The following is a 15577-nucleotide window of genomic DNA, read 5'->3' on the forward strand; positions in this document are numbered from 1 at the left end:
GGTGATTAAGAGCATACTATAATAATTATAATTCGAAATAATAATAAACTAACAATGATACTATGAATACATAAACGAAAGACACGTAGATTATTGATAAAGGAGCAAGCTATGTCACTTGACTGGAACAGAAATGGGAAACTTGATCCCGCTGATTTTTTTATAACAGAAATGTTGGATAAAGAATTAGAAGATGCAAAGAGACAAAGACAAGCTGAGAAGAGTACTGATACATATTTCAATAATCATGAAAATGAAGGAGATACTAAAAGATGACTAAGTGGAGTTTCCCGTCTAGAGCAAATGGTGATACAGAAGGTTTTAATAATTCTGCATTAGAGTGGTTTAAAGGAAATCCATTGTGTGCTTTGGCAAGAGAAGTATGTCAGAATTCTCTTGATGCGCAGAATGACGATAACGATCCAGTTGAAATAGTGTTTAAAAAACATCTTGTAGATGCAGAAGATTTTCCGGGTATGGATGGGCTTAGAGACGTGCTCTACAAATGTAGAGAGTTTTGGCCTGAGAAGGGAAATGAAAAGGCGCATACATTTATCGATAAGGCTTTATCAGATTATAACAGCGGAAAGATAAGTGTATTAAGAATAAGCGATTACAATACGACGGGCCTTGAAGGGGCTTATGATGAGGATTCAATCTCATCATGGAGAGGCCTTGTAAAAGGAAGTGCTTTTTCTGCTAAAGGTGGTAATAATGCCGCAGCCGGAAGTTTTGGTATAGGAAAATCAGCTCCATTTATAAATTCAAAATACCAGACCGTGTTCTATAGAACACAAAATCTACAAGGTGAGAAGGCAGTACAAGGCGTAGCTCATCTAATGGCTTTTAAGGATGAGTCATACGGAGATATGGACCCTGTGAGAAGGTCCGTGGGATACTTTGGTAATGCTGAAGGAAATATGCCTGTTCAAAAGATTGATGAGCTAGATCAAATCGATGTAAGGACAGAGACAGGTACCGATCTTTTTATTCCGGGATTTATTTCAACAATAGATGGAGATAATGATTGGAAAGAGTTGATGATCGGTGAAATCCTTGAGAATTTCCTGATGGCTATAGAGTACAACAATCTTAGCGTATCGATTGACGGGATAAAGATAGACAGAGATGCGTTAAAGTATATTGTAGGACGTTATTCGAAGTATGCTAAAAATGCAAACTCGTTCAACAGAATTCTGCAGAGTGACGATGACAATGTTGTTGAAGAGGTGCTTGATTTTCACGGCCTTGGGCAGGCAAGATTGAGACTTATGTACGCGAATGATCTCAATAAGAAGATACTTATAGTTCGTAAGTCTGGAATGAAGATTGCAGAAATAAAGAATTTGCCAAAAGGCATATCTTATACCGGTATCCTAGAGCTTCAAGGCGAGAAGCTGAATGAGTATTTTAGAAATATGGAAAATCCTACTCATGATAAATGGGAGCCTAAGAGACATCCTCATCCGGACGGGGCTAAGCGATATAAGAATGAACTTGAAGAGTGGGTAAGAGATACTATCAGAAAAAAGATTGAGGAGCAGGCAGGGGCTGAGTCTTTGATTGATACTGGTAATATGTTCAACTATTCAGGTGATTATGATGCTGGAGTGTCCAATCCTGATACGCCGCAGGAAAATGTTTTAGATACAACCAAATCTGTTGAAGTTGTCATGGGAAAGCCAAGAAGACGAAACACGAGCTCTAGTGCGGGTGACGATGACAATGGCGGATCAGGTAATAAAGCTGTCAAGGGAATGGTGGATAATGCTGGTAATCTGATGGGACATAGAAATGGCAAAGGAAAAAGGCCTTTAAATGCAACAGGTCGCAGAGGATTAGTAAGTGGCGAAGGAGAAGATTCCATGTATGCTGGCATGAGCAAAATTGCAGTGCATGCGAGAATTATAAGTGCTGGCAATGGCGAGAATAGGCTGATATTTACTCCTTCTGATGGAATGAAAAATGGAGAGATAAGTATTGTTGCAACAGGAGAGAATGGAAAGACAATGCCGCTAAACATTGACAGCATAGTTGATTCTTCTCACGAAACATGCATGAAGAATGGAAAGATTATCGTAAAGGACGTAAATCCAGACGATAAGGTAGTTATATCTTTTAGAGTACATGGAAAACAAACATATGCGATGGGAGTTAATGTAAATGGAAATTAAAAATCGACTTTTTCCATATCCTGTTTTATCAGTTGATAGTGATGATTATAGTGATAGCGAGTTTAGTGTTAATGCAGAGATTCTCGAACAGAACACAAACAACATTGTATTGAAATTCAATATTAGTCTTGATAATAAAGGCTTAAAGAGACTTGTGGACAAGGGATTAGCGGAGTATGTGATTCATATAGAGTGCTCTACAACGGCATTTAGGACAACAATTCGAACTTTTTCTCAGGAAGAAATTTACAGAATCTCCAATAGTAAAGTCAATGGCGACGTAAGTTTGCTCGGGATGGTTGTTTCAAAAGAGGAGATACCCCATTTCAATAACGTCCTTCTAAATTCTGATTATGAGGATGCAGACATAACTATGCCTGAAGCGGCAATCATGGCATATTGTAATATGCCTAAGCTACGAGTAATGAAGAACTACGAGGAGCTGGCTAACGAGGAATCACTGTTCAGTATCGTAAAGAGAACTGCTATTGATGAGTACGAGGAAACGCCAATTTCATTCTCTTTTGATCCTGACAGAATCAGGATTAGTGTTGGCGAAGGTGTATATAAAAGTTACGTGCAATTCAAAAATAACGTGCAGATGCAGCCTATGATACATTCATTACTTCTTTTGCCAGCATTAGTAGAGATGGTGGACCTGCTTAGAACTCAGGGATATGAGGATTATGAAAGTTCAAGATGGTTCATGGCGTTTGAGAAGATGTACGACGCTAATGGCAAAGACTTTGTAAATGATGTTATTTATGGTGATCAGACAATAATGGATATTGCCCAGGAAATGTTGAGACTTCCAATAGGCAAAGCATTTGCGAATATCCCAGAACTGTTAGGAGAATCTGAAGAATGAAACTATATTTTATGAAACAGGATGCGTTAGATTTTTTCAAAGCTAATATGGATAGATTATATGTGTATTATTACCAGGAAAAGACTAATGACTGGATGACGAGAGAATATGGAGATGATCCTTTTTCCTTTTTCATGGAAATTCCAGATTTTGAGCTGGCAAGTGTAAAAGATATGAGCATTGGTGAAGCTGATTTTAACAATTGTAAGATTTTATATGACAATCTTAGAAATGTTAGCGAATCACAGGCTTCTGATGAGAGACTGTGGGCGGGGCTCTGCAATAGTACATTTTATGGCTATGTACGTTCTAGATATGATTATGATAACTTGGAGCTAAAGAAAAAGGATTCTGACGCTAGTGCAATCATTAGTAGATTTTATTTTAAAGGTGCTTCAAGAAGTGGCTTTTATAGGAATGCGTTGGCTAAGTGCTGGTGGGTTGGTCGTGCTACCTATGACAAGGAAAACATGAAGAATCATTATGAGAGATTAGATGTCATTGGACCAAATGACTTAACAACCAAGATTAGTGATATTTTTTACAGCAATACTTTTGCTTCAAGCCCTATTATCATTGCAGGCATATGTGATATGCTGGGATATTTTAAAGAAAAAGGGCAGACTCTTGATGAAAAGCTTCATGTCAGAGCTTCTATGAAGTATCTTAATGCTGTTGGGGGAGCAACTTTGCTGGATGTTCTTTCAAGGGAAGATATAGCGAAGATTCTAATTGATTATATTGAATCACTTCTTAGAGGAGATGATACAGATATAGTTGATGTTGAGGATGACTCCTCGGCTGATGTACTGGAAGAAGAATGAGCGCAGGTAATTATGGCGGGATGTGATGAGCCTCCCGCTATTTTTATATAAAAAGCGAGCTTAATTAGTCACACGAACGTGTGAATTATGCAATATTCGAGTGAGCTATATGATATACTTATATTATGCGAAATTAGTGGAAAAAGAGGTGAACTAATGGCTGTATCATATAAGAAATTATTTAAGCTGATGATTGATCGAGATATAAAGAAAAAGGATCTTAAGGATATGACGGGGCTAAGTTATGGCACCATCGCTAAATTGGAAAAGGGCAGCAATGTTGAGATTGGTGTCTTGGATAAGATTTGTGTGAAACTAGGGTGCCAGCTTTCTGATGTGGCAGAAATAATATTCGATGAGGATGATTGTTGATACATATTCTGTAAGCACGGGGTTAGTTATAACGTGTATTCATAATGCAAGGAGAGTACGGAATGGAACACACAGATTTATACATTGTGGATAATTCTAATGAAGAACAGACAGTAAAGAAATATTTAAAAGAATGGTGCCCTATATCAAAGCAGATGGATATTGCAACAGGATATTTGGAAATTGGAGGTCTGCTTTCACTTGATGAGGATTGGCAAAAACTCGACAAGATTAGAGTTATTCTTGGAAATCAAGTTACAAAGAGGACTAAAGATGTAATTGATCAGGCTGTTAAGGTTCTATTGGAAAAGCTTAATGAAAGCATCAATACAGAGCATGAAAAGAATGAATTCTTGCTTGGAGTTCCTGCTGTTCTTGATGCACTGAAAAGCAGAAAGATTGAATGCAGGGTTTATGACAAAAACAAATTTCATGCCAAGGCTTACATAACATATTTTAAGGATGATTATAAGGCGCAATTTCCTACAGCTATGAATGTTCCGGATGGATATGCACTTGTGGGATCAAGTAACTTTACTGCACCAGGACTCAACCAAAATATAGAATTAAATGTTCAAATCCGTGACGATGTACACCAGCTACAGAATTGGTTTGAAAAGCATTGGGATGAAGGCGAAGACATAACAGAAGCAATTCTTGAAGTGATAGAAAATCACTGTAAGGAATATAGTCCTTATGATGTGTACCTTCGTTCGATGTATGAGTTTTTTAAGAACAGAGAGGAAACTGTATCAGAGTGGGAGAATAACGATTCGGTTATATACAAGGGCTTATCTCAGTACCAGCGAGATGGCTATAATAGCTTGATACAGATTGCAAATCATTATTCGGGAGCTTTTCTTTGTGATGGCGTAGGACTTGGAAAAACATTTGTGGGTCTAATGCTGATTGAGAGATTTGTTAAGAAGGAAAGAAAAAATGTCGTCTTAATGGTTCCTGCAGCTGCCAGAGTATCTGTGTGGGAAACAACGATTAAGAAATATATACCTGAGATTTTGGAAGGTTTTTATCCTTTTAAAATTATTAACCATACAGATCTTCTTTTAGAAAAAAATGAATATTTGATGGAGCAGATTTCACAGCAGGCAGAAATAGTTGTTATAGATGAAGCACACCACTTCAGGAATAGATCATCAAATCGTTATAGAAAACTATTTGAAATGATGGCAACTGGAAGACAAAAACAGATGTTTATGCTTACTGCTACGCCTATTAATAATAGCTTTCTTGATTTGCAGCATCTTATAGAACTGTTCACTCATAGACAGGATGATTTCTTCAGGGAAGCCCCACTTGGAATTCATAGTTTGTCTGGACATTTTAAGAAAATGGAAGCAAGGCTTTCTGCTATGACGGGAACAAATGTGTCTGATTCTATAGATATATCTGACGACATATTCCGTGGAGATGTACTGGTTAATGAATTGGTTGTTCAAAGAAGCCGTGCATATGTAAAGAAGAGTTTATCAAAAGAGGAGGGAGATAAGGTTCTCTTTTCAAATAGACAGGCTCCGAGTGTTGTGAATTACTCACTTAGAAAATCGTATGGAAGTTTGATAGATCACTTTGTTAATTCATTCTACAGAAAAGATAAAAAGACAGGAAAAAACCTTCCTATTCTCGCACTGGCAGTTTATTCTCCTTATGAGGAAACGTACTTCATTGGGGATAAAAGCAAGATTGATGACATGGCCTTTGGACGACAACAGCAGGTCGTTAATCTGATGCGCCAATTATTACTCAAGCGATTTGAAAGCTCTGTAGAAGCTTTTGCTGAGACATGTATACGTATATATGCTCGCCTTAGAAAGTTTGTCATTGATTACAAGGACTACGGAAATAAGAATCAGCTTGAGAGATTCTTGGCTAAACAGGAAGAGATATGTGAGTTTGTTGATACATTTATCGAAAACAATATGAATGATACTGTCGAAGAACTTGAGGATGATCTTCCAGAATATGTTTGGAATGTCGATGAGACGATAAATGTAGAGGATTTTGACATAAGGGCAATGCTGGATGATACGCTGCTTGACATGGATGTTCTTGCAGAATTTATCAAGGATATTAAAGAAATAAAACCTGAAAATGATGACAAGATACAAGAGTTGGTCAGAACATTAAGAGAGGAAGACCACCTAGCTGGAAAGAAAGTAATCATATTTACTGAATTTAGGGCCACAGCTCAGTATATTTATAAAGAGCTTGTAAGGTGTGGCTTCAAGAATATTGCAGAAGTTGACGGACAGAGTAAAGTTAATAGACATGAGTTGGTGCAAAGGTTCGCGCCTTATTACAATGACAAATCATCTTCAGAAGTAAAGGATGAGATTGATGTTCTTGTAGCAACAGACGTTTTAGCAGAAGGTTTGAACTTACAGGATGCATCTTGTCTTATAAATTACGAACTCCATTGGAACCCTGTTCGCCTTATGCAAAGAATCGGCCGTGTGGATAGACGTAGAAATGCGGAAGTTGAGGATAAACTGCTTAAAGATCATCCGGAATTAGCAAAAGATAGAGCAAATGCATACTACTGGAATTTCTTGCCACCTACAGAATTGGAACAACTTCTGTCATTATATCAAACGGTATCAAAGAAAACTTTACGTATTTCAAAGACATTTGGTATTGAAGGTAAAAAACTCTTAACACCAGAAGATGATTATGAGGCTTTAAAAGAGTTTAATTCCCAATATGAAGGGGCAACTTCAACTGACGAAGAAATGGCATTGGCGTATCAAGACCTATTGGCAGATAATCCTGATTATGAAACTTTGGTAAATGCGTTACCTAAGAAAATGTTCAGTGGAAAAGCAGTATCTACAAGAGCAGGATACTTTTTCTGCTATGAGCTACCTACAAAGAGGCTTGATGGTAGTTGGTCTGATGGGGATGGACTGTATCGCTGGTATATGCTTGATTCAGAGACAGGGGATATTTCTGAGCAAGTTTATGAAATATGGCATGCTATTAAGTGTTCTGTAGAAGAATTAAGAAAACTTAATATAACAGAAGATGATTTTGGAAGTGCGAAAAAAGCACTGGATTCATATATAAAGAAAACATATATGAGAGCTGTTCAGGCGCCACTTGGAGTTAGACCCAGACTTGTTACCTGGATGCAAATTAGCTGATGGAGGAATACGATGAGCGAAGATATAAGAAGCATCGGAACGATAAATAGACTTATTACTTATTTTTCAAAAGTCTTAGATTGGCAGATCGATGAGGATGACTTTGAAGATATAGAAGACATCTCATATGATTTTGAGGCGAAAGATCTCGGACTAAAAGAGGAGGCTTTTGCAAAAATAAAAACTCTACGTCAGTTGCAGCCATTAGTTGATGGACAGAAGTGGGGTATCTTTAGTATTGAGTTTGACAGTAAAAAGTTTGAGGTCACTGCGCTCAGGAAGGTATTGTCCGGGTTGATTCCAAAAAAAAGGAATTCTGCAGATCATGCAGTATGGAATCAGAAAGACTTACTCTTTTTATGCTTTTGGGGAGAAAATTCAAATAGAACTATAGGAATAGCTCATTTTGAAGATAAGGAAAAGGGGCTTCCTCAGATAAAAATGATATATTGCGCTCCTGCTATTGAGGATACTATGCAAATCAGGCAATTTGAGGCCCGGTTAAAAAATCTTGCATGGCCTTTAGATGTACAAGATGTACAAAAATGGCACGATGATTGGTCCAATGCGTTTTCGACTGGTTATCGACAGATAATTCATGATGCATCCACTTTGACATTACAGCTTGCTGTTGAAGCAAGGGGCATAAGAGACCGTATTTTGGAAACGTTGGAAGTTGAAACTGATAATGGTTATGTTCATCAGCTATACGGAAAATTTAAGGATACTTTGATTCATGACATGACAGAAGTGCAGTTTGCAGATATGTACGCACAGACAGTGGTTTATGGACTTTTCTCTGCAAGGTGTATGGATGAGTCTCAGGATGACTTTAGTGCAGCTGAAGCGGTAGAATGCATTCCTAATACTAATCCCTTTTTGAAAAGTCTCATGAAAGAGTGCCTTGGAGCACAGAATAATGGCAAACTTTCATATGACGAACTAGAAATTGGAAATGTGGTTGATTTACTTCTGCATACTAAAACGGATGCTATTATTCAAGATTTTAACAGACAGACTGGTGGAGGAAAGGAGGATCCTGTAATCCATTTTTATGAGGAGTTCTTGACTGCTTATGATAAGAATCAGAAAGTACAGAGGGGAGTGTATTACACTCCACAGCCTGTAGTGAACTTTATAGTGAAAGCAGTTGATGCGATAATAAAAAAAGAATTTGCAGTCAGAGATGGACTTGCTTCCACAGAAACAAAAAAAATAAAATTTTTACGAGATAGTAAGAAGAGGGTGGATGGCTTTTTCAGAACACAGGTGGAAGATATTAAGGATGTTCCGGCGATTCAAATACTAGATCCATCTACAGGTACGGGGACATTTTTACGTCAAACAATACTTCAAATATATGATGATTTTAAAGAGAATAATAGTAATCTTGATGAAAATGAATTAAAAAAAGCGTGGAATGAGTATGTCCCTAAGTATCTTTTGCCGCGAGTGAATGGTTTTGAGCTAATGATGGCTCCTTATGCAGTAGCGCATATGAAGCTTGCGATGGTCCTTAAGGATACTGGATATACGTTTGATAGCAATGAAAGATTAAACGTGTATTTATCAAATTCGCTAGAGGAACCAGGTAATTCGGATGGTCAGTTGACGTTGTTTGATGATCCGCTAGCTAGTGAATCCATAGCAGCTAATTCTGTTAAGAAGAATAATGGTATAAATGTTATTATAGGTAATCCACCTTATGCGGGGAAAAGCGCGAATAATGGTGAATGGATTTCAAGTATGCTAGAGCTTTACAAGCGGGAACCAGGGGGCAATGAGAGATTAAAAGAAAAAAATCCCAAGTATATAAATGATGATTATGTGAAGTTTATTCGTTTATCGCAATCTATTATTGAAAAAACTAACAATGGAGTGATGGGGTTCATATGTCCGCATGGTTTTATTGATAATCCCACTTTCAGAGGAATGAGATGGCAATTGGCTGCAGCTTTCACAGATATATATATTATTGATCTACATGGAAATGTAAAGAAGAAAGAAGTTGCTGAGGATGGAAGTAAAGATGAGAATGTTTTTGATATTCAACAGGGTGTATGTTTGTTATTTCTCATAAAAAAGAATTCTATGAAGAACGGATCGCTGGCTAAAATTCATTTTTATGACTTGTATGGAGCACGGGATTTAAAATATCAATTTCTTAATAATACCTTGTTTTACGATGTTAAGTGGGATGAAGTGAAATGTAAACCGGACTTTTATGTCTTTAAACCTACAAAAGAAACTACCGTTGATAAGAATGGTTCATTTAACGTGGCAGATTTATTTATTGAATCTGTAGCTGGAGTAAAGACACATAGAGACTTTTTTGCGGTATCGTTTGATGAAGAATCTATTAAAGAAAGAATTGATGATATGAGGGAAGAGACTCTTAACGATGACGCTATAAAAGAAAAGTATAAGTTAAGTGATACGGGAAGCTGGACTGTTCACAAGGCTCGAGCAAAGATAAAAGAGGAAAGTGTAGAAGAAATTGCGCGAAAAATAACTAAATGCCAATATAGGATACTTGATTGTAGGTGGTGCTATCTGGATGAAGCCTTTATGGATCGGCCGCGGAGTTTGTTAGCAGAACAGGTAGCAAATAAAGACAATTATGTTTTCGGGGTTGGAAGACAAGGATTGGCGGTAGGAGATATAGAGTGGTGCTTAGCTACTGTTTCTAGATATCCAATTGATGAGAATATATTTAGGAGGGGCGGTGTTTTGGTATCACCGTTATACCTGTATAAGAAGAATATATTAGATAATTCAAATAGAGTCTCTAATCTAAGAAAGGATATCATAGATGCTATAGCAAATAGGACTGGATTAATCTTTTGTCAAGAAAAAAGCAATGATAGTAATTCGTTTTCTCCAATAGATGTGATTGATTATGTTTATGCAATCCTGTATTCGCATAAGTATAGAAATGCATTTAAAGATGATTTGAAAATTGACTATCCGAAAATTCCATACCCTTCTGACAGTGATTATTTTTGGACTCTTGCGTCATTTGGAAAGGAATTAAGATTGCTTCATACAAAAGAGGGCAAAATGAATAATATGTTTGCTGATTTTTGTGGAGAAGGAGAAGGTTTGGTAGAAAAATACAAGTTGATAAATGGAAGAATTTACATTAACAAAACTCAGTATTTTACTGTTCGAACTGGTAATTTGAATGATGCATGGGAGTATGTAATAGGAGGAAATCAACCGCTTCAAAAATGGTTAAAAGATCGAAAAGGTACAGTGCTTTTGGAAGAAGATGTGCTTAACTACAAAGAAAACATATATGCTATAGTTCGAACTATGGAAATAATGGATGAAATAGATACAACAATAGTTTTTTAGTTGGATTGTATGTGAAAAAATAAACTTAGATAATAAATAAGGAGATATTATGTCAGATATAAAGTTTGAAATAGAAGAGGAAATAGGAGTTTTATCTGAAGGCTCCAGAGGCTGGACTAAGGAGTTTAACAAGGTTTCTTGGAATGGTGGGGCTGCAAAGTATGATCTTCGCGATTGGAGCCCAGAGCATGAAAAAATGGGCAAGGGAGTGACTTTAACGGACGATGAGGCACGTTCCCTTTATGAGATGCTTAAAGGTATATTTGAATAAATAATGCTTAAGGTGGTGTAGAGATGGGATTTAAGTTACCAAGATATTCAGATTTGACAGATGAGCAGAGAGTAATTGTTAACCTGCCTCTTGATAAGAACCATTTGGTTACAGGGGCTCCAGGTACAGGAAAGTCTGTAATTGCGATTTATAGGGCTTCTGACATGTCTAATGCTGGAAAAGATGTATTGATGCTTGTATATAACAGGCCACTTATGATGTACATTAAGTCAGCCGTGGAATCGTTAGATATAGATGCACAGGTTAGTACATGGCAGTCTTGGATTTCAAAGTTTTATAAAGAAGAGGTTGGAACAACATGCCCGCAAACTGATGGCGCATTTACTTATGATTGGCCAGTTATAAAGAAGGCTTTTGGAAGGCTTGGAAAGAAGTTTGATCAAGTGATAGTTGACGAAGCTCAGGATGTTCCGCTTGAGCTTATTGAGTCACTGATGCTTATTTCCAAAGGCGTAACATGCTTTATGGATGAGAAGCAGTCTATTATGGACAGATATACTGATGCAATGGATGTTGCAGAGGTTTTGGGTGTAAAGACAGCATATGCTCTATGGAATAATTTTAGGAATCCTAAAGGGATTTATGATTTCGCAAAGGTGTTTAATCCGGAGGCGGATTCCGACACTGTTAACCAAGATACCACAAAGCCGTCCATGATTAAGTGTTCTGATTATGGTCATGCTAATGCGACACAGCTTACGAGTAAGATGGTGCAGGTTATTAAGAGAAACTATGGCCTGAACTATATTGGAGTATTTGTAAACAATAAGAGCCTTAACGCCACTTACGAAGAATTGAGAAATGAGTTGGATGATACAGATGTGTTCATGTTTAAGGCAAAGTCAAAAGATCATAACACGATTGATTTTGACGAGCCTGGAGTATATATCTTGTCATATAACACCATGAAGGGGCTGGAATTTGATGCAGTTCTTTTGCCAAGACCAGAATGCATTAATTCAAGTGGAGATTCCAAGGTGGATAACAATATTCTTTACGTTGCGACAACCAGAGCTTCACAGAAATTGTACGGATTCTATTTTAAGGAACATGCATCTGCTAAGTTTATTGATTTCTTCTCCAGAATAGATGGACATAGAGATCTATTAAGTTGGGAGTGAGCCGATGGAAAAACTTTACATCTACTGTAGTAATAATCAGGCATACCATGTATTGATAAATAACGATATTGTCTCAAAGGCTGTTATGACAGCGGATTTTAAGAGTGATACAGCATCGTTTATGAGTGATGATTTTATATTTGCGTCTAAAAAGAGACTATCTGAACAAGTAGGGATATATGGAGTTTCAAGTTCATATTATCCGGTGGCATTGGAAGTGGTTTTTGATGAAAATGCTAGTAAGATTCCTGCATACTTAACGCTTATGAGTGCGGACGGAATTTACTCTTTGTCCGAGAAAAAGAGCGTTGCGGATGCCTTTGCTGATGAGGCATGTTTTGGTGCATTTATATGTGGAGAGGTGCCAATTACGTATCTCAGCAAGATTATCTTTGATAATGAAGATCAGAAATTGTCATTTAAAAAATCATCTTTGGATTTATGGTTCCCAGAAGATTTGTATTATATCTGGAGTGACGAAGGGGTTGATGAAAGGATAACTCCTGAGGTTATCAGAAGCTTGTCTGAAAAAGCTGATGTAAGTGTCAGTGAAGATGAAAAGAAGGCTGTTCGGAGAAGTGTGATTGACCGCTTGCGTGTAAAAGCTGCAGCATATTATGGCATAGAGGCAACTGGTGATTGGAGTATTGGATGTTTAAAGACAAATGTTGATGCTGAGCTAATAAACTTCTTGGATAACAATGATAAGCTCCGTGATTGTGTAAAGAATATATATGGGGACTCTTATTCTGATTTTGAAAATGCTAGAGATAAGGTCCTTGATGAGAATAGTAGTGACATAGATAAAAATTTGTTTAGAGTTATTGCGGATATTATTCTTTCTTTGACAGAGACCAGAGGAAAGATAACCGAAGATGTTTTTACTGAAATAGGCGGAAAATGTATTGAGGCTGCTGGCGATAGCACAACAACTGTCGCTGGAGCTTTGAAAACGATAAAAACATATCTGACATCAAACATGGATCCAGATGAGGCGCTTAAGAACATTGGACCACATGATGTGCTCAGAGCATTTATGCTTTTCATGGACCAGCAGGATAATTCAGATTTCCTTAAACGTGCAAGCTCAAAGCTTAGCCAGAACGAGCGAAGATACGCATATATTCTATTTGGACTCCTAAATGGGATGTATGAAGTGGACAGAGGAAATAAATCCAATAGAGCGTTAGAGCATCAGATAGAGACGAAAGTCATGAAACTGATATCTAATGATTATCTGGTTCCTGTTCCGGGCAATGCTGCTGAAACTCCATTTATGAAAGGCACGTTATCAGATGAGGCTGTATATGGAATAAAGCCATTTAAGAATGAATGGTATGATATCGAGTCTTCTCAAAAGCTTCTTATAGACTGTAATGATGCGGCTTTATTAGAAAAAATCTATTCTGTTATGAGCAAGAGCATGAAAGATGATCCAATCCCTGAGCAGGATGTGTATTCTTTGAAAGAGCCTATCAGTATCGTGGTCAAAGTCGGAGAAAAGGTCATTGAGCAGTATGAAATCACTCATAAAAAGGATGCCAAGGACTTTGGTAAGAAAGTTGAAAAAGCTGTAAAGACAGCAAAAGAAGACTTTAATATAGAGGGATTTAAGAGATATTTAGCAGATAAAGACCGTTATAAAAAGTTTTTCAAAAAGAATACAGACAATGTCCAGGAATGGTGTAGGAAGATAAGCAAATGAATAAATATGAAGGTATTTACAGCAATACACCTAGTGAGGCTGATATAGCTGTCGTAAAAAAAGAATTATATGATAATCCTTCCAGTACAAGTTGGGAGGATTACTATTGGGGAGCAAAATGTATTTCAGAATATGATAAGGATGATTTTAATCCCACGTTGCTTTCTAGTATTTTAAACAATTCGTTGAAATATGGTCTTACATACAGACTGAATCAGGAATACTATCTTGACGTAATCAAGAAATTGGCTGGGGTTTATTCTCTTTTAGGGAGATACGAACTGACATTGAATTGTCTAAATTCAGTTTTGGAATTGGATGATAATGCTCCTGATTGGGTATTCCATGATCTTGTTTCCGCGCAAAATAGGACTAGAGCTATAAAACGGAATTTGAAAAATCCGAAGATGTTCTTGGCTGATTTATCACGCAATGATGAAAACTCATTGGAAGTGAAGAGAAAGCAGACAAATATATTTAAAGAGTTCCTCGCTGCTGGAGTGGTTTACTTATCTGATAATCCTACAGCAGAAGTGGGTATGGATGCAATAAAAGAAGCTGCAATTGGATATGGCCTTGCTGATTCTTCAGAGTGGACAACTTTTGTAAATGCAACAAATGGAAACTTCTCAAGCGAAATAAAAGAAGTAATCAAGAATGAAATAAAACCTGACACAGCGATAAAGACTGAGCCAGCCAAGCAAGAAGAGGTAAAACGTCCTCTTGTTATTTCTTTGTTTCCAGAACCTGAAGAGACAACCCAGGATACAAAATATGAGGATCTATTGAAGAAGCTAGAGAAAATGCAAGCTGAATTGGATCAGAAAAACGAGGAGTTAAAGAAGGCTGGAAGTACTGTTGAGCAATTAACACAGGCGAACAGAGAATTACAGGCTAGTGTTGAGAAATTTAACAATGACATTTCTGAATATGATAATGAGTTAGAAGAAAAGCGCAAAGAAATAAAGGAATTAGAGCAAGCACTGGTTTCTGCCAGTGGTGATTCGAGCGAAAAGAAGGTTTTAGAAGAAAGAATCGCAGTAGCTCAAGATGAAAAGAGCAAGTTGACAGAACAGATAGCTGCTGTAAAGGATGCCTTAAAGGAATCTGAAGAGAAATTACAAAGTACTGGAGAGCAGCTTAAGAACAGTATTGAAGAAAATCGTAGTCTCAAAGCAAAGCTTGACAGTACAGGCGCAGAATCACAGATTTTTGCTGATTACAAAGCAGCTGTAATACTAGGAAAATGCAAAACTTTTGAATATATAACAGCGAAGAAACTTGCTAGATGGTTACATAAGTATTTGAAGAATTTCAATGATTGGTGGGAGCGGAGAGTAATCTGTAATCTTAGCAATGATCAGGCATTAAGAGCTCAAGATGGACATTATACATCTCTTGAAGAGTTTGATTTGGCAGCACTACTTAGAATTTGCAGTAGAAACTGGAATCTGTTTAAGCAATACATCTTTTTGGCAGATTCTGAATGGCAATGCATGAGTGATATGTTTGATGTCAGAAATGGTATTGCTCATTTTAATGTTGCACCTATGCAGAAGGATGTAGTGGTGGGTTATCTTCAGACTATGTCAGAATTCTTGGTGATTCTAAATGCTAATACAGAGAGTAAAGAAGTCGAAAAATATGCCAGAGAAGTTTCTAAAATGGAGTTAGATTGATGGGTACCGCTTTTGTGACAGGGGTCA

11 protein-coding genes are annotated in these 15577 nt (G+C 37.2%); all 11 read left to right on the top strand.

Going from position 1 to position 15577, the window contains the following annotated elements:
• Positions 1-111: 111 nt before the first annotated feature.
• The 11 genes from G588_RS22465 to G588_RS0108430 all read left to right on the top strand — a co-directional run bounded on the left by G588_RS22465 (position 112) and on the right by G588_RS0108430 (position 15550).
• Entirely contained in the window at positions 112-276 is a 165-nt protein-coding gene (locus tag G588_RS22465) for a hypothetical protein (RefSeq protein ID WP_022778286.1), read from the top strand.
• On the top strand, positions 273-2174 hold the full coding sequence (locus tag G588_RS0108385; RefSeq protein ID WP_022778287.1) for a hypothetical protein: 1902 nt from the start codon (positions 273-275) through the stop codon (positions 2172-2174). Before G588_RS22465 ends, G588_RS0108385 begins: the two co-directional genes overlap by 4 nt.
• Positions 2164-3042: a hypothetical protein gene (locus G588_RS0108390; RefSeq protein WP_022778288.1), complete on the top strand. Its 879-nt coding sequence runs from the start codon at positions 2164-2166 to the stop codon at positions 3040-3042. The genes G588_RS0108385 and G588_RS0108390 overlap by 11 nt, the downstream gene beginning before the upstream one ends.
• The gene (locus G588_RS0108395) at positions 3039-3866 is read left to right on the top strand and encodes a DUF6339 family protein (protein ID WP_022778289.1); all 828 of its coding nucleotides are present in this window, start codon (positions 3039-3041) and stop codon (positions 3864-3866) included. Before G588_RS0108390 ends, G588_RS0108395 begins: the two co-directional genes overlap by 4 nt.
• Before the next feature lie 156 nt (positions 3867-4022).
• Complete coding sequence (locus tag G588_RS0108400) at positions 4023-4238, top strand: helix-turn-helix domain-containing protein (protein WP_022778290.1); 216 nt, start codon at positions 4023-4025, stop codon at positions 4236-4238.
• A 62-nt stretch (positions 4239-4300) separates the two neighbouring features.
• Positions 4301-7396 (top strand): helicase-related protein, encoded by a 3096-nt coding sequence (locus G588_RS0108405; RefSeq protein WP_022778291.1) that lies wholly within the window; start codon positions 4301-4303, stop codon positions 7394-7396.
• 12 nt (positions 7397-7408) lie between these two features.
• Positions 7409-10753, top strand: a complete 3345-nt coding sequence (locus G588_RS0108410; protein WP_022778292.1) for a type ISP restriction/modification enzyme — start codon at positions 7409-7411, stop codon at positions 10751-10753.
• Positions 10754-10802: 49 nt separating this feature from the next.
• Positions 10803-11024, top strand: a complete 222-nt coding sequence (locus G588_RS0108415) for a YdbC family protein (protein ID WP_022778293.1) — start codon at positions 10803-10805, stop codon at positions 11022-11024.
• A gap of 23 nt (positions 11025-11047) precedes the next feature.
• The gene (locus G588_RS0108420) at positions 11048-12166 is read left to right on the top strand and encodes a DNA/RNA helicase domain-containing protein (protein WP_022778294.1); all 1119 of its coding nucleotides are present in this window, start codon (positions 11048-11050) and stop codon (positions 12164-12166) included.
• A 4-nt stretch (positions 12167-12170) separates the two neighbouring features.
• Positions 12171-13871, top strand: coding sequence for a hypothetical protein (locus G588_RS0108425; protein WP_022778295.1), 1701 nt, complete (start codon positions 12171-12173; stop codon positions 13869-13871).
• Complete coding sequence (locus tag G588_RS0108430; protein ID WP_022778296.1) at positions 13868-15550, top strand: Swt1 family HEPN domain-containing protein; 1683 nt, start codon at positions 13868-13870, stop codon at positions 15548-15550. Before G588_RS0108425 ends, G588_RS0108430 begins: the two co-directional genes overlap by 4 nt.
• The last annotated feature ends 27 nt before the right edge of the window (positions 15551-15577 follow it).

The organism is Butyrivibrio sp. AE3009 (assembly GCF_000420845.1).
Taxonomy (GTDB): domain Bacteria; phylum Bacillota; class Clostridia; order Lachnospirales; family Lachnospiraceae; genus Butyrivibrio.

What these genes read in the sequence shown, in the direction of transcription:
- G588_RS0108385 (WP_022778287.1), top strand. Translation starts at nt 273, where the DNA reads ATGACTAAGTGGAGTTTCCCGTCTAGAGCAAATGGTGATACAGAAGGT.
- G588_RS0108390 (WP_022778288.1), top strand. Translation starts at nt 2,164, where the DNA reads ATGGAAATTAAAAATCGACTTTTTCCATATCCTGTTTTATCAGTTGAT.
- G588_RS0108420 (WP_022778294.1), top strand. Translation starts at nt 11,048, where the DNA reads ATGGGATTTAAGTTACCAAGATATTCAGATTTGACAGATGAGCAGAGA.
- G588_RS0108430 (WP_022778296.1), top strand. Translation starts at nt 13,868, where the DNA reads ATGAATAAATATGAAGGTATTTACAGCAATACACCTAGTGAGGCTGAT.
- G588_RS0108405 (WP_022778291.1), top strand. Translation starts at nt 4,301, where the DNA reads ATGGAACACACAGATTTATACATTGTGGATAATTCTAATGAAGAACAG.
- G588_RS0108395 (WP_022778289.1), top strand. Translation starts at nt 3,039, where the DNA reads ATGAAACTATATTTTATGAAACAGGATGCGTTAGATTTTTTCAAAGCT.
- G588_RS0108425 (WP_022778295.1), top strand. Translation starts at nt 12,171, where the DNA reads ATGGAAAAACTTTACATCTACTGTAGTAATAATCAGGCATACCATGTA.
- G588_RS22465 (WP_022778286.1), top strand. Translation starts at nt 112, where the DNA reads ATGTCACTTGACTGGAACAGAAATGGGAAACTTGATCCCGCTGATTTT.
- G588_RS0108415 (WP_022778293.1), top strand. Translation starts at nt 10,803, where the DNA reads ATGTCAGATATAAAGTTTGAAATAGAAGAGGAAATAGGAGTTTTATCT.
- G588_RS0108400 (WP_022778290.1), top strand. Translation starts at nt 4,023, where the DNA reads ATGGCTGTATCATATAAGAAATTATTTAAGCTGATGATTGATCGAGAT.
- G588_RS0108410 (WP_022778292.1), top strand. Translation starts at nt 7,409, where the DNA reads ATGAGCGAAGATATAAGAAGCATCGGAACGATAAATAGACTTATTACT.